We start from the raw sequence: 23,408 nt of genomic DNA on the forward strand, positions 1-23,408 counted from the left end.
CGGAGGGAGAGCGCCCCCCTCTGTCCTGCCGGACATCTCCCCCACACGGGGGAAATCGGCCATTATCCCGGCTTTCGCCAATCTCCAACGGAGCAAGATGGTTGCAGCGCCGAAGCTGCCAATCTCCCCCCTCGTGGGGGAGATGTCCGGCAGGACAGAGGGGGGCGCGAAGGATCGCTACAGATTGCAACTGGTCGGCCGCGGACATCCGCATGAGGCGCTAATGCGCCTCTTCCCAATTGTCGGCGGCGCGGGCGTCGACGTGCAGCGGCACCGACATCGACACCGCCGGCATCGCGGCGTTCTCCATGACATGACGCACGACGGGGATCGTCGCCTCGACCTCCGCTTCGGCCGTCTCGAAGACCAGTTCGTCATGCACTTGCAGCAGCATGCGGGCGGACAGCTTCGCCTTTTCCAGCGCTTCGTCCATGCGGATCATGGCGCGGCGGATGATGTCGGCCGCGGTGCCCTGCAGCCGGGCGTTGATCGAGGCGCGCTCGTTGAAGGCACGGACCGACGGGTTTGACGACCGTATCTCCGGGTAGTGGATGCGGCGGCCGAAGATCGTTTCGACATAGCCGTATTCGCGGGCATAGGCCTTGGTCGCGTCGATATAATCGCGGATGCCGGGGAAGCGTTCGAAGTATTTCTTGATGTAGGCGCCGGCCTCTTCGCGCGGGATCGACAGCTGGTTGGCCAGGCCAAAGGCGGAAATGCCGTAGATGATGCCAAAATTGATCGCCTTGGCGCGGCGGCGTACCTCCGAGGGCATGCCCTCGACCGGCACGTTGAACATCTCCGAGGCGGTGATGGCGTGGATGTCGGCGCCGTCGGCAAACGCCTGCTTGAGCTGCGGGATCTCGGCGACATGGGCGAGCACGCGCAGCTCGATCTGGCTGTAGTCGGCGGAAACCAGCTTGTTGCCCTTGTCGGCGATGAACGCCGTCCGGATCTTTCGCCCCTCGACGGTGCGTACCGGAATGTTCTGCAAATTGGGATCGGAGGACGACAGCCGGCCCGTCGTCGTTGCGGCAAGCGCGTATGAGGTGTGGACGCGCTTCGTATCGGGATGGACGAAACCGGGCAGCGCATCGGTATAGGTCGATTTCAATTTGGTCAGCTGGCGCCAGTCGACTATCTTGCGCGGCAGCTCGTGGCCCTCTGCGGCGAGGTCTTCCAGGAGCTGCGCCGAGGTCGACCATTGGCCGGTCTTGGTCTTGGAGCCGCCGGGCAGGCCCATCCTGCCGAACAGGATATCGCCGAGCTGTTTTGGCGAGCCGATATTGATGCGCTCACCGACGAGCTGGTAGATCTCGTCCTCCAGCCGCGCGGCGCCCTGTGCCAATTCGCCGGAGAGCCGCGACAGGATCTGCCGGTCGACGGAGATGCCGCGCTGCTCCATCCTTGCCAGAACCGGCACCAGCGGCCGTTCCAGCCGCTCGTAGACCGAGACGAGGCCCTTGGCGGCAAGCCGCGGCTTCAGCACCCGCCAGAGCCTGAGCGTCACATCGGCGTGCTCCGCGGCATAGGCCGTTGCCTTGTCGATGTCGACCTGGTCGAAGCCGACGAAGCTTCTTCCAGAGCCTGCCAGTTCCTTGAGGGCAATGGTCGAGTGGCCGAGCCACTTTTCCGACAGAGCCGCCATGCTGTGGCCGCCGGACGTGCCTGCGTCGAGCACGTAGGAAATCAGCATGGTGTCGTCGAAGGGGGCGATATCGATGCCGTGGCGGCTCATGACGACGATGTCGTATTTCAGCTCCTGAACGATCTTGAGAACCGACCTGTCCTCCAGCAACGGCTTCAGGATGGCAAGCGCCTCACGGATCGGAATCTGGTTTTCGACCACTCCGCCGCCGAGCAGGTCGCCATTGCCGCGTTTGTGGGCGAGCGGCACATAGGCGGCGCGACCGGGCGCAGTGGCTATGGACAGGCCGATCAACTCGGCCTGCATCGGATCGGCTGAATTGGTCTCGGTGTCAAAGCCGATGATGCCGGCCTCCATCGCCACGGCCACCCATGCCTTCAACACTTCAGTGTCGCGGATGGAGACGTAGGCGCTGGTGTCGATCTTGCTGGCGGTGGCGTCCTCGAAGCGAAGCGCCGAGAGAAGCGATGGGGTGTCGCCTTGCTTGGGTTCCACCTTGACGGTGGCCGGCACCGCTTCCCCGGCTTCGTCTGTCACTGTGCCTGCCACGCTTTCGGCGGCTGCCGGCACGCCAAACCCGACATCGGGACCATGCGCGGTGTCGGCGCGCTCGATAATGACGGGCATGGCCTTGACGTCAGCCGCTTCTGTTCCGGTTGCTTCCGCCACGCGGCGGGTCAGCGAGGAGAATTCCATCGTCTTGAGGAAGCCGATCAGCCTTGGTCCGTCGGGCGGGTGCAACACGAAATCATCGAGCCCGCCGTTCAACGGCACGTCGTTCTTCAGCGTCACCAGTTCACGCGAGATGCGCGCCTTGTCGGCATTGGCGATGATCGATTCGCGGCGCTTGTCCTGCTTGATCTCGGTGGCACGGGCGAGCAGCGTATCGAGATCGCCGAACTGTTCCAGCAATTGCGCCGCCGTCTTCGGCCCGATGCCGGGCACGCCCGGCACATTATCGACCGAATCGCCGGTCAGCGCCTGCAGGTCGATCATTTTTTCCGGCGGCACGCCCCATTTCTCGATCACCTCGGGAACGCCGATCTGGCGGTCCTTCATCGGGTCGTACATGGCGACCGAAGGGCCGACCAGCTGCATCAGATCCTTGTCGGAGGAGATGATGGTGGTGTCGGCGCCGGCTTCGCAGGCAAGCCGGCAATAGGTGGCGATCAGGTCGTCGGCCTCGTAGCCTTCCGTCTCGAGGCAGGGCAGGTTGAAGGCCCTGGTCGCCTGGCGGATCAGGCCGAACTGCGGGATCAGATCTTCCGGCGGTGCCGAGCGGTTGGCCTTGTATTCGGGGTAGAGGTCGTTGCGGAAGGTTTTCGACGAATAGTCGAAGATGACGGCGAAATGCGTCGGCACGATGCCGACATCGGTGTTGCGGGCGTCCTGCGTCAGCTTCCACACCATGTTGCAGAAGCCGAGAACGGCACTGGTCGGCAGCCCATCGGATTTGCGGGTCAGTGGCGGCAGCGCGTGATAGGCACGGAAGATGTAGCCGGAGCCGTCGACAAGGAACAGATGATCGCCTTTTTTCATGGGACGAAGGGATAGCGCGGCGCGGCGTCGTGGTCCATGCCAAAGGCGGCCTCAACCACCGGTTCCGGCAACATCCCTGACACGTCGATCCGATCACGGGTATGTTACGAAAGTGTAATCTTCGTGCCCTTGAATCGCCACGTTCGGAGACACAGATAAACGCCATCGGCATTTTTCGCCGAGGTCCGGAGCAAGGCCCGTCCCCCGCCTATCCCGGACACTTGCGGCAGCCTATCCCCCCTCTCCGGGCTGCCGCATCGTTTCGAGTAAAGGCCGCCGTGGTTCCCCCTCCACCACGGCGGCATTTTTTTGCCTTCCGGTGCCCGTGGTCCAACGACCGCCGGCTTTTCGTTTCTGCCTCGCAGCTTTAGGGTTGCCGCTCAGAATCGAAAGGCTTGATAAAATGTCCAGAATTTCTCCCGTCCTCGACCGCCTCGACAAAAATCTCGACGAGAGCCTGGAGCGCCTGTTTGGCCTGCTCAGGATCAAGTCGATCTCCACCGATCCATCCTATGCCGCAGACTGCCGCAAGGCGGCGGAATGGCTGGTGGCTGAGCTCGAGCTGATCGGCTTCGACGCCAGCGTGCGAGACACGCCAGGCCATCCGATGGTGGTGGCGCACCATGACGGGCCGGCAGGCGCGCCGCATGTCCTGTTCTATGGCCATTACGACGTGCAGCCGGTCGACCCGATCGAGCTCTGGGAAAGCGATCCGTTCGCACCTTCGGTAAAGCAGATCGAGCCCGGCCGCCAGGTGATCACGGGACGTGGTTCGGCCGACGACAAGGGGCAGTTGATGACCTTCGTCGAGGCTTGCCGCGCCTGGAAGCAGGTGCATGGCGGGCTGCCGTGCCGCATCACAATTCTGTTCGAGGGCGAGGAGGAGTCCGGCTCGCCATCGCTGAAGCCGTTCCTCGAGGCAAATGCGGCCGAACTCAAGGCCGACTTCGCGCTCGTCTGCGACACCGGCATGTGGGACCGCGATACGCCGTCGATCTGCGTCGCGCTGCGCGGTCTGGTCGGCGAGGAGATCACGGTGAAAGCCGCCGACCGCGACCTGCATTCCGGTCTCTACGGCGGTGCTGCCGCCAATCCGATTCGCATCCTGGCCAGGATCCTGGCCGACATCCACGACAAGGAAGGCCGCGTCACCATTCCCGGTTTCTATGACGGTGTCGAGGAGACGCCTTCGCAGATCCTGAAGTCGTGGGAGGCGCTCGGCGAGACCGCTGAGACGTTCCTTGGGCCTGTCGGCCTGTCGATCCCTTCCGGCGAACACGGCCGCTCGGTGCTCGAACTCACGTGGGCGCGGCCGACTGCCGAGTTCAACGGCATTATAGGTGGCTATACCGGCAAAGGGTTCAAGACGGTGATCGCGGCGGAAGCCTCGGCAAAAGTGTCCTTCCGCCTCGTCCACAAGCAGAACCCGGAAAAGATCCGCGCCGCTTTCCAGGCCTTCGTCAGGGAGCGCATCCCGGCCGACTGCTCAGTCGATTTCCACCCGCATGGCGGCTCGCCGGCGATCCAGCTTTCCTACGACTCGCCATTTCTCGCCAAGGCCAAGGACGCGCTGTCCGACGAGTGGCCGAAGCCGGCGGTGACCACGGGAAGCGGCGGCTCGATCCCGGTGGTCGGCGATTTCCAGACTTATCTCGGCATCGAATCCTTGCTTGTCGGTTTCGGGCTCGACGATGACCGCATCCATTCGCCGAACGAGAAATACGAAATGAGTTCCTTCCACAAGGGCCAGCGCTCGTGGGCGCGCATTCTCGACGCGCTGACACGCTGAGAGGGCCAGACTGCAACTTTCTGTTGATTTTTCATCGGATCGCGGCGAGGACGGGATAGAGCGACGCCGCGCCCAGTTGGACGCACGAATGGGCCGCGACCGGAGAAGACGATGAGCGATATCCGCTTCCACAAGAACGACCTGCCCGGGCTCTTGCACTACGACGTCGGGGCGGTCGCGATCGACACGGAGACGCTGGGGCTCAATCCGCATCGCGACCGGCTTTGCGTGGTGCAGATCTCGCCGGGCGACGGTTCCGCCGACGTCATCCAGATCGCGCCCGGCCAGAAGAAGGCGCCAAACCTCGTCAGCCTGCTCAGGAACCGCAGCATAACCAAGCTGTTCCATTTCGGCCGTTTCGATCTCGCCGTCCTCTACAACGCCTTCGGCGTCATGCCAGAGCCGGTGTTTTGCACCAAGATCGCCTCGCGGCTGACCCGAACCTACACCGACCGGCACGGGCTGAAGGACATTTGTTTTGAGCTTCTCGGCGTCAGCCTGTCGAAGGCGCAGCAATCGTCGGACTGGGCGGCGGAGACACTGTCGCCCGAACAACTCGAATACGCAGCCTCCGACGTGCTTTACCTGCACCAGCTGCGCGATGTGCTGACGATGCGGCTGGCGCGCGACAACCGGACCAAGGAGGCCGAGGCCTGCTTCCGCTTCCTGCCGACGCGTGCGAAACTCGACCTGATGGGCTGGGATGAGGCAGACATCTTCGCCCACAGCTAAGTGGAACCAGGCGTTCGCCTCGACGTTCTATCGATCGATGGAGGGGAAGAAATGGCTGCCAGAAAACCAATCGAAACAGCACCCAGGGATGGCTCCAAGGTCACCGTCTACTGGAAGGACAGCGACGGGGTGATGAACGAATCCATCGCGCAGTACAGGTCGCTCGACCGGCTGAAAGCGGCCGGCGGCGACTGGGACGAGAACGACACCGGCTGGTGGGCCTATACGGACGGTCATACGCAAAGAAAGATCGAGCCGATCAGCTGGCGGCCTGCATCCGGGGATGACGACGGCGAATGACGCCGCTGGCGGCGCCGGCTTCTTTCCAATAGGTTGGACCTGTTGCAATCGGAGGTCGATTCGGAGCTTTCCGCTCCGCGACCATTCGCTCGGGAGGGATCTGCAATGGGTACTGAGAGCCTGCTTGTCTTCATCATCATCGGCGCCATCGCCGGCTGGCTCGCCGGCTTGATCGTCAAGGGTTTCGGCCTCGGCCTGATCGGCAATATCGTCGTCGGCATCGTCGGCGCCTTGATAGCCGGCTTGCTCTTCCCAAGGCTGGGATTCGCCATAGGCGGTGGCATACTTGCCTCCATTATCCACGCCACGATCGGCGCGGTGATCCTGCTCGTGCTGATCAAGCTGGTGAAGCAGGCCTGATCCTGCGAAGCACATCAAGGGCGCGCCATGAAACAGAACATGCTCTATCTCGTCATCGGCGCGCTCGTCGTCGTGGTCATCGCGCTCGGCATCTATGTCTATCGCGAGCAAACCAGGCCGGAGGGCGTGGAACTCAAGATCGACGACAAGGGCATATCGATCCAGCGGAATTGAGCGGCGTTGGGTTGGCGCGGCAGAGGTGCCGATGATCTAACCCTATCAGGCCGAAAATTGACGATAAGGCAGGGGCCGCTCCATCCTTCGATGCACCCGGATAGAAGCCAAGCCGGATATGGAATGAGAGTGACGTATCGACACATTCGCGGTATGATCTTGGTACAGGGAGTTTGGGGCCAACCCACCTACTATTAGGAGGTTGCCATGAGGCACCAAACACTGGACCAACTGCATACGGTGGCAAAGGTACACAGAGACACAACACCTCCTGCAATGGACCGAACCCAGCGTCTCGAACGTTGGTCAAAACTTCTTGAACGGCAGCCCAACCGACTCCTCACCGCACTTATCGGGACCGAATATCGTTCGTCACCCGAGCGCGACATTATGCGTGGCGAAGGCTCGCCAATATCGGTTGCCTTCGAGGATTCGGTCCTGCGCGATGAGGGGCTGAAAGACGATACTTATGGCGAAGCAAAGCGTTTCTTCGAATTGACCGACGATGAGCTCCACGAAATTGTCTGCTACTGCCATGTGGGCGAGACGATGCAATCATCCTGGGCAGCGCTTTCCGTTCGTGCTGCGATTGGCTAACGCATGATCCCCAGTACGCGTAACTTTGGTAACAAGGTCATGCGTAGATTCAATGGGTTAGAGCGCGATCGAACGCACTTTACCGATCGCGCTCTAATGACGAGCATAGATTGCGGCTACCTTGCTATTGGCGGTCCGCGCCGAACGACTGCGGCTGGGCAGTTGATGCCGAAATGCGAGAACGCTCCGCCGTCTCGCGATAGACGCCATTGTTGCCGACCGCCAGGAGCAAGGAACGGAGCGGTGACGTGCCGTAACGCATTGAACTAACTTTGAACCATTTAACCCGCCCTTAAATCGCCGCATCTACTCTTCACCCCGAACGCCATGGAGCGACGTGCGTCCGTTCGGACACACAGAGTGCGCTCTACGACTTTGAAGCTTCGCATCGGCCCGAAAATTGCGAGTTTCGGGCCGATGCGATAGGCATCGGGACAGACAGCACAGCGCATGGCGAACCGCAGAGACAGCCGCATCGAACCGAGCTTCGAGGGACCGCCGCGGGCGAAATCCTCGGCCGGTTTTTCGGTGAGCGAGGAGGATCGCGTCGTGCCGAGCAACCGCAACACCTCTGCAAAGCGCCAATCGGCCAGGACAAAAGCGTCGCGTCGCGGGCGCGGCAAAAGCCAGCGCGGCCTGTTCGGCGTGCTCGGCCGGCTGGCCTACTGGTGCTTCGTGCTGGCCATCTGGGGCGCCATCGCCACCGCCGGCATCGTCGTCTATTACGGCGCGAAAATGCCGGCGGCCACCACCTGGGCCATCCCCGACCGCGCGCCCAATATCAGGATCGTCTCGGTCGACGGAAAACTGCTCGCCAATCGCGGCATGAGCGGCGGCGAAGCCGTCGGCCTGCATCAAATGTCGACCTATATTCCCGAGGCCGTCATCGCCATCGAAGATCGCCGCTTCTATTCGCATTTGGGCATCGACCCGATCGGTCTGTCCAGAGCCATGGTGGCCAACGTTGTCGGCGGGCGTTTTTCGCAGGGCGGCTCGACGCTGACCCAGCAATTGGCGAAAAACCTGTTCCTGACACCCGATCGCACGCTGGAACGCAAGGTGCAGGAAGTGCTTCTGGCGCTCTGGCTCGAGCACAAGCACACCAAGGACCAGATCCTCGAAATGTATCTCAACCGGGTCTATTTCGGCTCCGGCGCCTATGGTGTCGAAGCGGCCTCGCGCCGCTATTTCGGCAAGAGCGCGCGCGACGTCACGTTGCCGGAGGCCGCGCTCCTCGCCGGCCTGTTGAAAGCGCCGTCGCGACTGTCTCCGGCGCGTGACCCGAAGGCCGCCGAGCAGCGCTCGCAGCTTGTTCTCGCCGCCATGCGCGACGAAGGCAAGATCAGCGCCAAGGAACTGACCACGGCGATGAGCGCGCCGGCGTCGCGGGTGGCATCCTACTGGACGGGCTCGGAAAACTACGTCGCCGACGCCATCGTGGAAGAACTGCCCGACCTGATCGGCGACGTGCGCGGCGACATCATCGTCGACGCCACCGTCGACCTGACGCTGCAGAAGCTCGCCGAACAATCGATCCGCCGGCTGATCGACGGCAGCGGCAAAAAGCTCAATGCCAGCCAGGGCGTGCTGGTGTCGATCGACAATTCCGGCGCGGTACGCGCCATGGTCGGCGGCTATGATTATTCGACCAGCCAGTTCGACCGCGCCTCGGAGGCGCGCCGCCAGCCCGGCTCGGCGTTCAAGCCCTTTGTTTACATGGCGGCGCTGGAAGCCGGCCGCACGCCCGACAGCGTGCGCAATGACGCGCCGATCAAAATTGGCAAATGGACGCCCACCAATTACGGCGGCAAGTATTTCGGCAAGGTGACGCTGGCGACGGCGCTGGCGAAGTCACTGAACTCGGTGGCCGCCCAGCTGACCATGGAAGTCGGGCCTGACGCGGTCGTCGAGGCGGCGCATCGCATGGGTGTCGAGTCCGACCTCACGGCCAACACCTCGATCGCGCTCGGCACGTCCGAAGTGACACCGCTGGAACTGACGTCGGCCTATGTCCCCTTCGCCAATGGCGGCTACCGGCCGGATGTCCATTTCATCCGCCGGGTGACGACAGCCGGCGGCAAGGTGCTCTACGACAACAATGGCGGCGCCCCGCGCGTCATCAAGCCCGAGATCGTCGGCATGATGAACTCTATGATGATGGGCACCGTTGAAATCGGCACTGCCAGGAAGGCGGCCTTTGCCTGGCCGGCCGCCGGCAAGACCGGCACCAGCCAGAATTCGCGCGACGCCTGGTTCATCGGCTATACCGCCAATCTCACCACCGGAGTTTGGTTCGGCAATGACGATGGCGGTCCGATGAAGAAGGTCACCGGCGGCGCGCTGCCGGCGCAGGCCTGGCATGAGTTCATGGTCGCCGCGCACGAAGGCGTGCCGGTGCGGCCGCTGCCCGGGACATGGCGGTCGACGCCTGCCGATACGATCGTGCAGGACGAATTACCGCCCAACACGGCGCAACCGGCGCCGGTGCCGTCCGCTTCGGTTGGCCAATCCGCGCCGTCCGCCCAAAAAGCGTCGCCGCCTCGCGCCGTGCGTCCCGCCGAAACGGTCGATGCCGGCGGCTTCGGCATGCCGGGCGGTGGCGGCACCACCGCATCGATCAAGCGCCCGGTGCCGCCCGCCGATGTCGGCGGCCCGGTCAAGAAGCGGCAGACCTCGATCCTCGACATCCTCACCGGCGGCTGACCCCCTCGTCATCGCTGCCGTGTTCCGCTACATCTGCGGGTTAAAGAGAGATCGTGAATGGCCGAGACCGACACCAGAAAGACCATCGTGCTGACCGGCGCCAGCCGCGGCATCGGCCACGCCACGGTCAAGCGCTTTTCGCGCGAAGGCTGGCGCGTCATCACCTGCTCGCGCCAGGCCTTTGCCGACGACTGCCCGTGGCCGGCCGGTCCGGAGGACCATATCAAGGTCGATCTCGCCGACCAGGAGGATGTCGGCATCGCGATCTCGGAGATCCGACATCGGCTGGAGGCGCATGGCGGCCAACTCCATGCGCTGGTCAACAATGCCGGTATCTCGCCAAAGCTCAAGGACGGCAACAGCCGCATGAATTCGATCGACACGCCGATGCATGTCTGGCGCGACGTGTTCCAGGTCAATTTCTTCGCGCCGATCATGCTGGCGCGGGGATTGTTCAGGGAATTGGCGTCGGCCAAAGGCTCGATCGTCAACGTCACGTCCATCGCCGGCACTCGCGTGCATCCCTTCGCCGGCACCGCCTATGCGACGTCGAAGGCGGCGCTCGGCTCGCTGACGCGCGAAATGGCGCATGATTTCGGCCCGCACGGCATCCGCGTCAACGCCATCGCACCTGGCGAGATCGACACCGCGATCCTGTCACCGGGCACGGAAAAGATCGTCGAGACGATTCCGCTGCGACGGCTGGGCACCACGGCCGAAGTCGCCGACATCATCTTCTTCCTGTGCTCGCAGCAGGCGTCCTATGTGACGGGCTCCGAAATCCACATCAATGGCGGCCAGCACGTGTGAGCTTTTTCACCCTTACCCTCTCTAGTTCTTCACGGGGAGAGGGTAAGGGTGAGGGGCGGCGCCGGCTTAGGCTGCTGAAGGCGCTTTCGGTGCTGCCAAAACCTCTTCCACGATCCCGCGCGCGATCTCGCGCTCACCCATGATGACCGTGTCGGCTCCGAGCCCCTTGAGATGCTCGACCTCCGCATCGGAGTGGGCGCGGGCGATGACGTTGATCTTCGGGTTGGCGGCGCGGGCGCGCAGCACGATCTGTCCCGCCTCGAAGGCGTTGGGGATGGCGAGGATCAGCCGCTTCGCGCCCTCGGGATTGGCTGCGGCGAACACCTCGCTATTTGCGGCGTTGCCTGACACGGTTTCGATGCCGTCGTCCCTGAGCTTCGCCAGCGTCTTGTCGGCATCCTCGATGACGAGGAAGGGCAGGGCGGCCTTCTTCAAGGACGCGCCGACGAGGCTGCCGACACGGCCATAGCCGACCAGGATGGAGTGGCCGGTAAGCGCTGTCCTGGGCGGCGGGCCATCCTCTTTCACAGGTGCCGCAACCGAAGCCAACTGGCCTGGCTCCGTCGCGGGGCCGATCGGCTTTGCCTCATCGAGCGACGCCGCCTTGCCGGCGCGCCTCTCCAGCCATGGTTTCATCCAGTCGACGGCAAGGAACATCAGCGGGTTGAGGACGATCGACAGGATAGCACCGGCGAGGATGAGGTCGCGTCCTTGTTCGGGCAGCAGCTTCAGCCCGACGCCGAGCTCGGCCAGAATGAAGGAGAATTCGCCGATCTGGGCCAGGCTTGCCGAAATCATCAACGCGGTCGCGATCGGATAACGGAAGGCGACGACGATGACGAAGGCCGCCAGCGATTTGCCGATGACGATGATGGCCAGCGTCGCCAAGATCGGCCAGCCATTGCTGACCAGGCTGAACGGGTCGAACAGCATGCCGACCGAAACGAAGAACAGCACGGAAAAGGCGTCGCGGAGCGGCAGCAATTCCTCGGCCGCCCGATGGCTGAGTTCGGATTCGCTCATGATCATGCCGGCAAAGAATGCGCCCAGCGCCAGCGAGACGCCGAATAGCTTGGCCGCGCCGAAGGCAACCCCGAGCGCGATGGCCAGCACCGCCAGCCGGAACAATTCACGCGACCCGGTATGGGCGACGTAGTGCAGGATCCAGGGGATGACCCGGCGGCCGACCACCAGCATAACGACGACAAAAGTCGCGACCTTGGCCAACGTCATGCCGACGATGCCCCAGACGCCGAAGCTCGCCGGCAGCGACAGCAGACTGCTATGGCTCTCCACTTGCTGCTGGCCACCCAGCACGCCGGCCAACGCCGGCAGCAATACCAGCGCCAGCACCATGGCCAGATCCTCGACAATCAGCCAGCCGACGGCGATGCGGCCGCGCTCGGTCTCGATCAGCCGCCGCTCCTGCAAGGCACGCAGCAGCACAACGGTCGAGGCGACGGAAAGCGCCAGCCCGAACACCAGCCCCGCGCCCATCGACCAGCCGAGCATCCAGGCAAGGCCGGCGCCGAGCGCCGTCGCGAAGCCGATCTGCACGATGGCGCCGGGCACGGCGATGGCGCGGACCGACAACAAGTCCTTCAGCGAGAAATGCAGGCCGACGCCGAACATCAACAGGATCACGCCGATTTCGGCCAGTTCATTGGCGAGGCCGGTATCGGCGACGAAGCCCGGCGTGTTCGGCCCGACCAGGACGCCGGCGACGAGGTAACCGACCAGCGGCGGGATGCGGAAGCGATTGGCAATTGCGCCGAAGACGAAAGCCAGCCCCAAACCGGCGACGATGGTGGCGATAAGCGGCGTGTCATGCGGCATTGTCTATGGAGCGCCTTTCAAAATTACGATGTCGGATATGCACCGCCCGAAGCAGCCGCCTTGCAATGTGGCGGCCCGGATAGCCGCGCGGCAACCCGCAAATGCCATGGACCGACGACAAGGGTGGCAGAAGGCGGGTCGCCTCGGGCTGGCAATGGTCGCTGCTAAAAAGAGATGGCCTGCGCGCCTGATGCCCGATCAGGCGGCCTGCAGCAGGTTTTCGATGTCGACGATGGTGTGGTTGGTCAGCGTCTTGGGAATTTCCGCTGTGATTTTCTCGGCAACTTCCTTGTGCAGTTTTCGACGCATGTCACCCAGTACCTGCGGCGGTGCGATCAGCACCATCTCCTTGAAGGCGCCGCGATGCGCGAGCTTGTAAAGCCGCTCGGCAACTTCGTCGGCGAAACGCTCCTTGCCGAGGCGATGCCAGTCAGTGTCCTCGACTGCGCTGCGGTGGACGGATGGGCCGTCGCTGTAGCGACCCGGGCGGTCCGAACCTTGCTCTCGCGTTGCCGGATTTTCCTGTTCCATCTCCTGCACGACCTGAAGGTCGGGATATTGGGTGTCGCCGCGTTCTCGAGGAACAGTGCCTTCTCGCCGTCGGCGACCACGACCCACAGTCCGCGTTTCAGCTTGAGGTTGTTCACCGGAGCGCTCCTTTTTCTGTTTTTCATGGTTTTCCAGGCCCCGTCTCTGGAGCCATTGCCGCAGCTGGACAGCCAGGCTCGGATTCGCACAGGCAAACGCGCGCCGAGGCAGGAATGTTCCGATGACGACAAGCACGGCGAGCAAGCCAACCAACGGGGATGACGGTGCTCAGCGCATGTCGGCTTTAATCTACTAGATTGGTAGAATTTAGAAAAAAGTGTTTTGTAATATATCTCGCTTGTCGCTAGAACGGCCGCAGATCAAGGCTCGCAACAGCGGCTTGGATCCGCTCCACTCGTGGGTGTGGAATTTTTTTCTCCTGCCTCTGGTGCTTGCGGAAAAGCGATTGCTTCGCACGAAGCGATGCGCGAGTGCGTTCCTTCTGTTTTTTCGCGCCCGCCCGTAAAACCGACAGCGTATTCAGGATTCCGCTCGTATGCCGCAGGCCGCCGCCAAGCTCAACGCCTTTCCCGTCTTTATGCGGGTCGCTGGCGAAGCTGTGGCCATCGTCGGCGGCGGCGAGGAGGCTCTGGCCAAGGCGCGGCTGATCGGCCAGTCGAGCGCCGTCTTGCGCATCATAGCCGATGCCCCCGAGCATGATTTGCTGGCCTTCATCGCCGCGAATGGCGCCGTCCACATCGCTGCCGCCTATGAGGCCGCGCATCTCGAAAGCGCGGTGATGGTGTTTGCTGCCAGCGGCAACGAGGCGCTTGACCGCCGCGTTGCCGAGGATGCGCGCCGGCTGGGCATTCCGGTCAATGCCGTCGACCGGCCGGAGCTGTGCGATTTCTTCACCCCGGCGCTGGTTAACCGCGCGCCGGTCGCCATTGCCATCGGCACGGAAGGGGCCGGACCGGTGCTTGCCCAGATGCTGCGCAGCCGCATCGACCGCATGCTGTCGCCGTCGCTCGGGCCGCTTGCTTCGCTTGCTGCCTCGTTGCGCGGCACTGTTGAGAGATTGCTGCCGAAAGGCAATGCCCGCCGCCGCTTCTGGAGCGAGTTTTTCGGCGGCGCGCCGGCCCGCGCCATGGAGGCTGGCCAGCTTTCGCAGGCGCACGGTGCCGCCGTCGACCTGTTGCTTTCGAACGCGCCGGCATCGGGTCACATTGCCTTGGTTGGCGCGGGTCCCGGCGCCGAAGACCTGCTGACGTTGCGCGCCCACCGGCTGCTGATGGAAGCCGATGTCATCGTCCATGATGCGCTGGTGCCGGAGGCGATCGTCGCCATGGGCCGTCGCGACGCCGAGCGTCTGCCGGTAGGCAAACGCAAGGGCTGCCACACCAAGAGCCAGGCCGAGATCAATGCGCTGCTGATCGAGCTCGGCCGCGACGGCAAGCGCGTCGTGCGGCTGAAATCCGGCGATCCGCTGGTGTTCGGCCGGGCGGGCGAGGAAATGGCAGCGCTGCGCGATGCCGGCATCGCCTATGAGGTGGTTCCGGGCGTCACCGCGGCCTTCGCCGCCGCCGCCGATTTCGAGCTGCCGCTGACGCTGCGCGGCGTGTCGTCGTCGATGGTGTTCACCACCGGCCACGACCTCAAGGGAAATTCGCTGCCCGACTGGGCCAAGCTCGCCATTTCCGGCGCCACGGTCGCCGTCTATATGGGCCGCTCGGTCGCGGCCGAGGTTGCCGGCCGGCTGATCGAGGCCGGCCTGTCGCCGGATACGGCGGTCGCCGTGGTCGAGAATGCCAGCCTTGCCAACCGCCGCCGTTTCCACGGCACGCTCGCCGACCTGCCGTCGCTGGAGATTCGCGCCGACCTTACCGGTCCGGTCATGACCATCATCGGCGATGCGGTCGCCGGCGCCAATTTTGAACGTTCCGAGCCGCTGGCGGCACACAGGCATGAAGGCGCGGCCCAAACAGCCGCCGAAGGAGCTGATCGATGAAAGTTCTGACAGCAAACCGCCTCGCCGACGGCGAGGCCGTCTGGTACGCCAATGGCGGCTGGGCCGAGACCATCGACAATGCCGATATCGCCTATGACAAGGCGGCTGAAGACCGGCTGGAGGCGATCGGCGCCACGGCCTCTGCCAACAATGAAGTGGTCGACGTCAATCTGATCGACGTGACCGTCGCCAATGGTGTCGTCGAGCCGGTCCGGCTGCGCGAAAAGATCCGCGCCGCCGGCCCGACCAACCGCAACGACCTGGGCAAGCAGGCCCGCCCGGTAGCCGCCCGGGCGGCGTAAACGACCACATTGAAGACAACGGGCGGACGCGCCCGGAAAGACCAGACATGTACCGTTACGATGAGTTCGATCACGATTTCGTCCAGGCCCGCGTCGCCGAGTTCAGCGATCAGGTCGCGCGGCGGCTTGCCGGCGAGATCACCGAGGATCAGTTCCGGCCGCTGCGGCTGATGAATGGCGTCTACCTGCAGTTGCACGCCTACATGCTGCGCATCGCGGTGCCTTACGGCACGCTGAACAGCAAGCAGTTGCGCATGCTTGGCCACATCGCCCGCAAATACGACAAGGGCTACGGCCATTTCACGACGCGCCAGAACATCCAGTTCAACTGGCCGGCGCTGTCGGACATTCCGGCGATCCTGGCCGATCTGGCGAGCGTCGAGATGCACGCCATCCAGACCAGCGGCAACTGCATCCGCAACGTCACCGCCGACCATTTTGCCGGTGCCGCCGCCGACGAGGTGGCCGATCCGCGTCCTTATGCGGAAATCCTGCGCCAATGGTCGTCGGTGCATCCGGAATTCTCGTTCCTGCCGAGAAAATTCAAGATCGCGGTGACCGGCGCGGAGCGCGACCGCGCCGCCATCCAGACGCATGACATCGGCCTGCATTTGAAGAAGAACGCTGCCGGCGAACTCGGTTTCGCCGTCTATGTCGGCGGCGGCCAGGGCCGTACGCCGATGATCGCCAAGAAGATCCGCGACTTCCTGCCCGAGGCCGACCTTCTGTCCTATTGCACGGCGATCCTGCGCGTTTACAACCTCTACGGCCGCCGCGACAACAAATACAAGGCGCGCATCAAGATCCTCGTCCACGAGACCGGCGTCGAGGAGATCACCCGCCAGGTCGAGGCCGAATGGCAGGAGCTGAAGGATGCGGATCTAAAACTGCCGGAAGCCGACATCCGCGCCATCGATGCCTATTTCGCGCCGCCGGCGCTGGTCGATCGGCCGGAAGGCGACGAGGCCGTCAAGCTCGCCCGCCTCGATTCGAAGAGCTTTTCGGAGTGGCTCGACCAGAACGTGGTGACCCACCGTCACCCCGATTATGCCGCCGTGACCATCTCGCTCAAGGCCATTGGCGAAGCGCCGGGCGACGCCTCCGACAGCCAGATGGAAGCGGTCGCCGACCTTGCCGAAAAATATGCTTTCGACGAGCTGCGCGTCAGCCATGAGCAGAACCTGATCCTGCCGCATGTCGCGCGGGCCGACCTCAAGGCGGTCTATGACGCGCTGGTCGACATCGGACTGGCGACCGCCAATTCCAACCTGATATCAGACATCATCTCGTGCCCGGGCCTCGACTATTGCGCGCTGGCCACGGCGCGCTCGATTCCGGTGGCGCAGGAAATCTCGCGTCGTTTCGCTTCGCTCGAGCGTCAGCGCGAGATCGGCGAATTGAAGCTGAAGATTTCCGGCTGCATCAATGCCTGCGGCCATCACCATGTCGGCCATATCGGCATCCTCGGCGTCGAGAAGAAGGGCGCCGAACTCTACCAGGTCACGCTCGGCGGCTCGGCCGACGAGAACACCTCGGTCGGCGAGATCATCGGCCGCGGCTTCAGCTCGGCAGAGATCACCGACGCCATCGAGCAGATCGTCGAGACCTATCTCGGCCTCCGGCTCGACAGAAACGAAAAATTCATCGACGCCTACCGCCGTGTCGGTCCCGCGCCGTTCAAGGAGGCGCTCTATGCTGGCGAAGCCAAGGCCGCTTGATCGTATCGTCGACGTCGAGGCCGGCATCGCCGCCGAAGCGGCGGGGCTCGATGCGCTCTATGGTCATCTGAAGCCGCTGGAGATCATCGAGCGGTCGGCCCGGGAATTCTTTCAAGGTGAAATCGCCGCAGTTTCGTCGTTCGGGGCGGATTCTGCAGTGCTTCTGCACATGATCGCCAAGATCGACCGGACGCTGCCGGTCATCTTCCTCGACACCGGCAAGCACTTCGAGGAGACGCTTGGCTATCGCGACGCGCTGGTTGCCGATTTCGGGCTGACCGATATAAGGGTGATCATGCCCGAAGAAGCGGCGCTCGAACGGATCGATCCGGCCGGTAATCTGAACGAAACCGACACCGACGCCTGCTGCGAGGTCCGCAAGGTCGAGCCGCTGGCGCGCGGCGTCGAGCCGTTCCGCGCTTGGTTCACCGGCCGCAAGCGTTTTCAGGCGACGACGCGGGCATCTCTGCCGGTGTTCGAGGCGGTCGGATCGCGCATTCGCATCAATCCGCTGGCGCATTGGACGACATCAGACCAGGCTAACTATATGCGCGCGCATGCGCTGCGTGAGAATCCGCTGGTCGCCTATGGCTATCTCTCGATAGGCTGCTTCCCGTGCACGCAGCCGGTGCAGCCGGGCGAGGATGCACGCAGCGGGCGCTGGGTGGGGCACGCCAAGACAGAGTGCGGCATCCATTTGTCGGGGCTGGAGAAGTCGCTGACCGACGCATCGCTTTAGGGTATGTCGATATTCAGGTGAGGCTGGCCTGCGAATGGCGGCACGTACCCAAAGTACGCTCCGCTCCGGTTCTCGGAAGCCACCATTCTCGGCTCGGCCTGTCCTGAATCTCAACACACCCTCGAGCGTTTTCAACTTTAGAATTTTGTGGACTTGGGAATTTCTCGATGAGTGAATCGATAGTGAAAAACGCCACCCGCCTCTGGACCCCGACAGGTTTTAGCGAGGACGAGTGGAGTCATGCCGAGAGCGCCGACGCACTGTCCGGCAATGGCCGCTTCATCCTGCCGCTGCAGGTGTTTCTCGACCTCGATCCGGCGGTGCGCCGGTCGGCGAAGGAGCGCCTCGGCGTGCTGCTTCAGCCCGGCGATCAGCTCGAAAAGATCGCGGACCTGCTCGACCAGATATCGCTGGTGGCGCTGGCCTTCCCGGCTTTCAGTGACGGCCGCTCCTTCTCCAAGGGCGAACTGCTGCGCAGCCGCTACCGTTTCGAGGGCGCGGTCCGCGCCACCGGACAGGTTCTGGTCGACCAGCTTCCGCATATGCTGCGCCTCGGCTTCGACGAGTTCGAAGTATCAAATCCAGTGTTGCTGAAACGGCTCGAGGAAGGCCGCACCGGCGGTCTGCCGCTGTCCTACCAGCCGACCGTGAAGCCGGAGGCCAAAGGCCCCAAATATTCCTGGCGGCGGGTGCGCACCGGTTGATCTCCCCACCGAGCAAGTCGCATCTGGTCGGACCACTTTGCCGATTCAATCTTTTATTTTCGGCATCCCGCCCCTTAAGATACGGCCTATTATTTCGTGATCCGAAATAAATTCGCCACCAAGGGAGGAACCGGGAATGGCTGGTAAGAAGATATTGATGCTCGTTGGCGAGTTCAGCGAGGAATACGAGATTTTCGTCTTTGAACAGGCCATGCATGCGGTCGGCCACACCGTGCATGTCGTGTGTCCCGACAAGAAGGCAGGCGATATCCTGAAGACGTCGCTGCACGACTTCGAGGGTCACCAGACCTATACGGAAAAGCTCGGCCACGACTACATCCTCAACAAGACGTTTTCCGAGGTCAATCCGGCTGAATACGATGCCGTCTATGCGGCAGGCGGGCGCGGGCCGGAATATATCCGCATCGACAAGCGCGTGCAGGCGCTGGTGCGGCATTTCCACGAGACCGGCAAGCCGATCTTCACCATTTGCCACGGCGCGCAGATCCTGATGGCGGTCGACGGCGTGCTGCGTGGCAGGGAAGTCGCGGCGCTGCAGTATTGCGAGCCGGAAGTCACGCTCGCTGGCGGCACCTACATCGATGTCGCGCCGACCGGCGCCCATGTCGACGGCAATCTGGTGTCGGCCAAGGGCTGGCCGGGGCTGGCCGCCTTCATGCGCGAATGCCTGAAAGTGCTTGGCACCGAGATCCGCCACGGCGAGATCCTGATGCGCGACGAACGCCAGGCGGCTTGAGTCGGGCCTTGGAAACCGCCGCACCAGTGGTGCGGCGGCTCTACAGCGCCGCGTCCTTTTGGGACGCGCAAAGGACGCTGTAGAACTTGATTCTGCGCATGATCCTTCCGAAAATCGATTTCGATTTTCGGGTGATGCTTTTACGCAGTCATCCGCGCTTCGCGAAACGACACCAGCTTGCTGCGGCTCTCATCCCACAGCGCCAGCTTGACGCAGCGCAGGCTGTCGAGAAGCGTGACGCGGCCGATTTCGCGCAGTTCCGGATAGTCCCTCAGGACCTCCTGGAGCCGATAGCACGGCACCTTGGCGGAGAGGTGATGCACGTGATGGACGCCGATATTGCCGGTGAACCAGTTCAGCACCGGCGGCAGGTCATAATAGGACGAGCCGTGCAGGGCCGCATGCTGGAACTCCCATTCGGAGTCCTTTGCCCACTCGGTCTCCTCGAACTGGTGCTGGACGTAGAACAGCCAGATGCCGGCGGAGCCGGCGAGAACGACGATGGGCAAGTGGACAACCAGGAACGCTTCGAGGCCGACGAACCAGATGAGGGCGGCGGCCGCAACCGCGATGGCCACGTTGGTGGCCATTGACGACACCCAGGGCGTGAGGCCGCCTCGCATCATGCCGACCGGCAGTCGCTGCTCAAAGATGAAAAGCCAAATGGGGCCGAGGCCGAACATGACGAGCGGATGGCGATAGAGACGATAGGCAAGGCGGCCCCGCCAGGACATTTGCCGATATTCGGCAACAGTCAGCGTCCTGATGTCGCCCGTGCCGCGCTCATCGAGGTTGCCGGCGCTGGCGTGATGGGTTGCGTGGGCACGCCGCCAGCAATCGTAAGGCGTCAAGGTCAGGATGCCCAGCCCGCGGCCGATCCAGTCGTCGGCGGTGCGATTGGCGAAGAACGAGCCGTGGCCGCAATCGTGCTGGATCATGAAGATCCGCACCAGAAAGCCGGCGGCCGGAAGGATGAGGATCAGGCCCCACCAATGGCCATAGGCATAGGCAGCCGAGGACAGTGCCCACAGCGTGGCAAAGGGGATGAGGGTGATGGCAAGTTCGACGGCGCTGCGCCGCCTGTCAGGTTTCTTGTAGCGCGCCAGGATCTTCAACCAGGCACGCTTGCTGTTCGCTACAGCTTCGGGGGAAATCATGTTCATCAGGAAGCATAGACGGGCCATTTCGTCGCCGCAAGCCAGGCATCACGCAAAGTTACTGCGGGTAATTGTCGCGCGACGCGCAAGCTGCGGCAAAAGGCATGCCAATGGCGCGCAGCGACAGGCGTGTGTGTTGTCTATCGCCGGTTGCCACCGGCGGCTACGCTGCTTTCGATGCCGTCCAGGCGGTCAAGCAATTCCCTGAAACGATCGGGAATGTCGTTCTCCGTCCAGAACGCCGGCAACGCGCGCAGAAAGTGCATCGTTGCCTCGGTGCCGAACTGGCGCCTGATGCCGGCCGCCAGCCTTTCACGTCTTTCGTCATCGTTGGGGGCGCCAGTCTTACGGTCGCCGTCGTTGCGGGTCGCCATCTCAAAATCCTGTGTCGGTTTCGAAACTCTTCCAGCAGACGAATGGTTCCCCTATCGCAGCATCTTGGCAAGCAAAGCCGGTGGTTACAGTAAAATTTGAATTAATATCGAAAGGTCTCCATGATGCGTCGTCAAAAGCGCGAGCGGCCTGTCCAGTATCGCTTGCCCCTTGATTTTTGGCCGCCAAACCTCGATATCGGGCACAAAATCCACATCATTTGAAATGACGGGAAACGGCGATGAGCGACCAGGCAAAAGACGAACGCGCGCCCGATGAAGCCGAGACGGCCGGGGCTGCCACCGAACACACGCAAGGCAGCGCCGACGGCGACTATGAAGCGCTTGTGCGGCTGCTGAAGGAAAACGACGAGTTGAAGGACCGCGCGCTCCGCGTCGCAGCCGAGATGGAGAATCTGCGCCGCCGTACCGCCCGTGACGTGCACGATGCACGCGCCTATGCGGTTGCCAATTTCGCCCGTGACATGCTGTCGGTATCGGACAATCTGCGCCGCGCACTGGATGCGATCCCGGCTGAGTCCAAGGCGTCAGGTGATGCCGGTTTGAAGTCACTGATCGAGGGCGTCGAGCTCACCGAGCGCGCCATGCTATCGGCGCTCGAGCGGCACGGAGTGAAGAAGCTCGAGCCGGAAGGCGAGAAATTCGACCCGAATTTCCATCAGGCGATGTTCGAGGTGCCCAATCCGGAGGTGCCGGCCAACACGGTGGTCCAGGTCGTGCAGCCAGGCTATTCGATCGGTGAGCGGGTGTTGCGGCCGGCCATGGTCGGCGTTGCCAAGGGCGGTCCCAAGCATGTGGCAAGCGAAGCGCCGGTCGAGCCAGGGCCGGTGAATGAGCAAGCTGAGAAGGATGCGTAAGTTAAGGGAATAGGGCAGTAGGAGCAGTAGGGGCAGTAGGGTAAAGGAGCCGTACCAATCGTACGGCTTCGTGCTATTCATACAGCCCTATTCACCCGCTCTCCTACTCCGCTATGCCCTTGAACCCGATCGAGCTTCTCGACTATGCCGGTGTCGCCGTCTTCGCGGCGACCGGTGCGCTGGCCGCTTCGCGCAAGCAGCTCGACATCATCGGCTTTCTGTTCCTGGCCAGCGTCACCGGCATCGGCGGTGGCACGTTTCGTGACGTCATCCTCAATCTGCCGGTCTTCTGGGTTACCAACTCTGGCTATGTGCTGATCTGCGCGGTGGTGGCGATGCTTGTCTTTTTCGGGGCGCACCGTCTCGAATCCCGCTGGAAATTACTGCTCTGGCTCGACGCCGTCGGCCTCGCCGCGTTTTCGGTGATGGGTGCCGCCAAGGGCCTGGCCATCACCGGCTCGCCGGTCGTGTCCGTTGTTACCGGCGTGCTCACCGCCACGTTCGGCGGAATCTTGCGCGACCTGCTGGCCGGTGAGGCTTCGGTGCTCTTGAGACCAGAAATCTATGTCACCGCCGCCCTTGCGGGCGCCATCCTGTTTACAACAGGCGATCTCGCCGGACTGCCGCCGCTCGCCTCGGGCCTGGTGGGCTTCATAGCCGCTTTCTGCGTGCGTGGCGGCGCGCTTAAGTTCGGCTGGGCCTTTCCGTCCTACAAGAGCCGGCCCGGCCGGCGGCCGGAAGATATTCCGTGAAATGAGGGCCAGTAGCGAATAGGGACAACGATCCGCAGCGAATTGGCGGAACTCCCGCTACTCGCTACTCCCTATTCGCTACTCATTGGAATCTCATGCGGCGAAGCGCTGGGCTTCCCCGCCATAATAGCTGACGTAGCGGGCGCCGATCTCCTTGACCGGCATCACCACGAACACGTCGACCGTCGAGAATTCGCGGTCGATGACGCAGCCGTCGCCGATGCGCGCGCCGACGCGCAGATAGCCCTTGACCAGCGGTGGCATCGCCGCGATCGCGGCCTTGGCGTTGACCGCCTCGATCGGCATCAAATCCATGGAACAGTAGCGGCCGGCGACGGCGCGCACGTCCCAGGCCGAATTCGTCCGGCAGTGATGGGCGAGATAGGTCAGCGCTTCGGCGTGTGCCGCCGGCACGGTGCCGGGGAACGAGGCGCAACCGGTCATCACGCCGATCCCATAATGGTTGATATAGGCCCAGATACCTTGCCAGAGCGCCTCGATGGTGCGCTTCGAGCGGTATTCCGGCAAGACGCAGGAGCGGCCGAGCTCGAGGAAACGCTGGCCGGGATGGCGGGCGATAAGATTGGTCAGCTCAAACTCGCCCTCGGAATAGAAGCCGCCGGCCGCTGCCGCGATCTCCTGCCGCAACAGGCGGTAGGTGCCGACAATGCGGCGATGCTCGGGACCGGACAGCGAGGTGTCGAAGACGAGCAGATGATCACAGAGCGGATCAAAATGGTCGGCGTCGCGGCGGTCCTGCACCTGAAACAGGGTTTTCTTGGCGCCGAGCTCGTCATAGAACACCCGGTAGCGCACTTCCTGCGCGGCGGCGATCTCGGCCTCGTTGCGTGCGAGCCGCACTTCGAGGTTGCCGATACGGCCAAGCGCTTCGCCTTTTATGACAGCATCGACGTTGCGCCCGGTGAGCAAAGCACCCCTGGCGTTCGGCCGAGCGTCACATTCCGGCATAACTGTATGCACGAGTGATTCTCCTTCGAGCCATCCC

21 protein-coding genes and 1 pseudogene are annotated in these 23,408 nt (G+C 63.1%); 16 read left to right on the forward strand and 6 right to left on the reverse strand.

The genetic code is table 11. From position 1 onward, the window contains the following. Positions 1-220: 220 nt before the first annotated feature. Positions 221-3,187, reverse strand: coding sequence for a DNA polymerase I (polA, locus tag AC0L3D_RS05750; RefSeq protein WP_128173479.1), 2,967 nt, complete (start codon positions 3,185-3,187; stop codon positions 221-223). A gap of 403 nt (positions 3,188-3,590) precedes the next feature. On the opposite strand from polA, the gene AC0L3D_RS05755 reads away from it, so the two are divergent. From AC0L3D_RS05755 to AC0L3D_RS05790, 8 genes are all read left to right on the forward strand, one after another. Next, on the forward strand, positions 3,591-4,976 hold the full coding sequence (locus AC0L3D_RS05755; protein WP_128173480.1) for a M20/M25/M40 family metallo-hydrolase: 1,386 nt from the start codon (positions 3,591-3,593) through the stop codon (positions 4,974-4,976). A gap of 111 nt (positions 4,977-5,087) precedes the next feature. Beyond that, positions 5,088-5,708, forward strand: coding sequence for a ribonuclease D (locus tag AC0L3D_RS05760; RefSeq protein WP_023797414.1), 621 nt, complete (start codon positions 5,088-5,090; stop codon positions 5,706-5,708). A gap of 51 nt (positions 5,709-5,759) precedes the next feature. Beyond that, positions 5,760-6,008, forward strand: coding sequence for a hypothetical protein (locus AC0L3D_RS05765; protein ID WP_023797415.1), 249 nt, complete (start codon positions 5,760-5,762; stop codon positions 6,006-6,008). 105 nt (positions 6,009-6,113) lie between these two features. Then, the gene (locus AC0L3D_RS05770) at positions 6,114-6,368 is read left to right on the forward strand and encodes a GlsB/YeaQ/YmgE family stress response membrane protein (protein WP_023797416.1); all 255 of its coding nucleotides are present in this window, start codon (positions 6,114-6,116) and stop codon (positions 6,366-6,368) included. A gap of 27 nt (positions 6,369-6,395) precedes the next feature. Further along, a complete protein-coding gene (locus AC0L3D_RS05775) occupies positions 6,396-6,542 on the forward strand; it encodes a hypothetical protein (RefSeq protein ID WP_027153083.1) in 147 nt (48 codons plus the stop codon). 207 nt (positions 6,543-6,749) lie between these two features. Continuing rightward, positions 6,750-7,139, forward strand: coding sequence for a hypothetical protein (locus AC0L3D_RS05780; protein ID WP_473643429.1), 390 nt, complete (start codon positions 6,750-6,752; stop codon positions 7,137-7,139). Between the two features lie 450 nt (positions 7,140-7,589). Further along, on the forward strand, positions 7,590-9,842 hold the full coding sequence (locus tag AC0L3D_RS05785; protein ID WP_473643431.1) for a transglycosylase domain-containing protein: 2,253 nt from the start codon (positions 7,590-7,592) through the stop codon (positions 9,840-9,842). A 57-nt stretch (positions 9,843-9,899) separates the two neighbouring features. After that, positions 9,900-10,652 carry an SDR family NAD(P)-dependent oxidoreductase gene (locus tag AC0L3D_RS05790; protein ID WP_065010150.1) on the forward strand — a complete coding sequence of 251 codons (753 nt, stop codon included), beginning with the start codon at positions 9,900-9,902 and terminating at the stop codon, positions 10,650-10,652. Positions 10,653-10,718: 66 nt separating this feature from the next. Here AC0L3D_RS05790 and ybaL read toward each other — a convergent pair whose 3' ends face one another. Together ybaL and AC0L3D_RS05800 are read right to left on the reverse strand one after the other, a co-directional pair. Next, a complete protein-coding gene (ybaL, locus tag AC0L3D_RS05795; RefSeq protein ID WP_473643433.1) occupies positions 10,719-12,488 on the reverse strand; it encodes a YbaL family putative K(+) efflux transporter in 1,770 nt (589 codons plus the stop codon). Positions 12,489-12,686: 198 nt separating this feature from the next. Beyond that, a pseudogene (locus AC0L3D_RS05800) lies at positions 12,687-13,135 on the reverse strand (baeRF12 domain-containing protein). Between the two features lie 437 nt (positions 13,136-13,572). Between AC0L3D_RS05800 and cysG the strand changes: the two are divergent. The 6 genes from cysG (at position 13,573) to AC0L3D_RS05830 (ending at position 19,244) form a co-directional block, all read left to right on the forward strand. After that, positions 13,573-15,024, forward strand: coding sequence for a siroheme synthase CysG (gene cysG, locus AC0L3D_RS05805; RefSeq protein WP_128173484.1), 1,452 nt, complete (start codon positions 13,573-13,575; stop codon positions 15,022-15,024). Then, positions 15,021-15,326 (forward strand): DUF2849 domain-containing protein, encoded by a 306-nt coding sequence (locus tag AC0L3D_RS05810; protein ID WP_128173485.1) that lies wholly within the window; start codon positions 15,021-15,023, stop codon positions 15,324-15,326. The genes cysG and AC0L3D_RS05810 overlap by 4 nt, the downstream gene beginning before the upstream one ends. Positions 15,327-15,373: 47 nt before the next feature. After that, positions 15,374-17,044: a nitrite/sulfite reductase gene (locus tag AC0L3D_RS05815; RefSeq protein ID WP_473535415.1), complete on the forward strand. Its 1,671-nt coding sequence runs from the start codon at positions 15,374-15,376 to the stop codon at positions 17,042-17,044. Further along, positions 17,019-17,783 (forward strand): phosphoadenylyl-sulfate reductase, encoded by a 765-nt coding sequence (locus AC0L3D_RS05820; protein WP_473535414.1) that lies wholly within the window; start codon positions 17,019-17,021, stop codon positions 17,781-17,783. Before AC0L3D_RS05815 ends, AC0L3D_RS05820 begins: the two co-directional genes overlap by 26 nt. 167 nt (positions 17,784-17,950) lie before the next feature. Continuing rightward, positions 17,951-18,487 (forward strand): DUF934 domain-containing protein, encoded by a 537-nt coding sequence (locus AC0L3D_RS05825; protein ID WP_023797427.1) that lies wholly within the window; start codon positions 17,951-17,953, stop codon positions 18,485-18,487. Between the two features lie 136 nt (positions 18,488-18,623). Beyond that, complete coding sequence (locus AC0L3D_RS05830) at positions 18,624-19,244, forward strand: DJ-1/PfpI family protein (RefSeq protein ID WP_027153074.1); 621 nt, start codon at positions 18,624-18,626, stop codon at positions 19,242-19,244. Between the two features lie 140 nt (positions 19,245-19,384). On the opposite strand, the gene AC0L3D_RS05835 is transcribed toward AC0L3D_RS05830, so the two are convergent. Both AC0L3D_RS05835 and AC0L3D_RS05840 read right to left on the reverse strand, forming a co-directional pair. After that, positions 19,385-20,407, reverse strand: coding sequence for a fatty acid desaturase (locus AC0L3D_RS05835; RefSeq protein ID WP_023797429.1), 1,023 nt, complete (start codon positions 20,405-20,407; stop codon positions 19,385-19,387). 134 nt (positions 20,408-20,541) lie between these two features. Then, a complete protein-coding gene (locus AC0L3D_RS05840; protein WP_473643435.1) occupies positions 20,542-20,775 on the reverse strand; it encodes a hypothetical protein in 234 nt (77 codons plus the stop codon). Positions 20,776-21,014: 239 nt separating this feature from the next. Here AC0L3D_RS05840 and grpE point away from each other — a divergent pair, with 239 nt between their 5' ends. Together grpE and AC0L3D_RS05850 are read left to right on the forward strand one after the other, a co-directional pair. After that, a complete protein-coding gene (gene grpE, locus AC0L3D_RS05845; RefSeq protein WP_091595557.1) occupies positions 21,015-21,650 on the forward strand; it encodes a nucleotide exchange factor GrpE in 636 nt (211 codons plus the stop codon). 119 nt (positions 21,651-21,769) lie between these two features. Further along, the gene (locus AC0L3D_RS05850; protein ID WP_023797432.1) at positions 21,770-22,402 is read left to right on the forward strand and encodes a trimeric intracellular cation channel family protein; all 633 of its coding nucleotides are present in this window, start codon (positions 21,770-21,772) and stop codon (positions 22,400-22,402) included. Positions 22,403-22,495: 93 nt separating this feature from the next. On the opposite strand, the gene olsB is transcribed toward AC0L3D_RS05850, so the two are convergent. Beyond that, positions 22,496-23,383: a l-ornithine N(alpha)-acyltransferase gene (gene olsB, locus AC0L3D_RS05855; RefSeq protein ID WP_084833614.1), complete on the reverse strand. Its 888-nt coding sequence runs from the start codon at positions 23,381-23,383 to the stop codon at positions 22,496-22,498. Between the last annotated feature and the right edge of the window lie 25 nt (positions 23,384-23,408).

This window comes from Mesorhizobium sp. WSM4837, assembly GCF_055811435.1.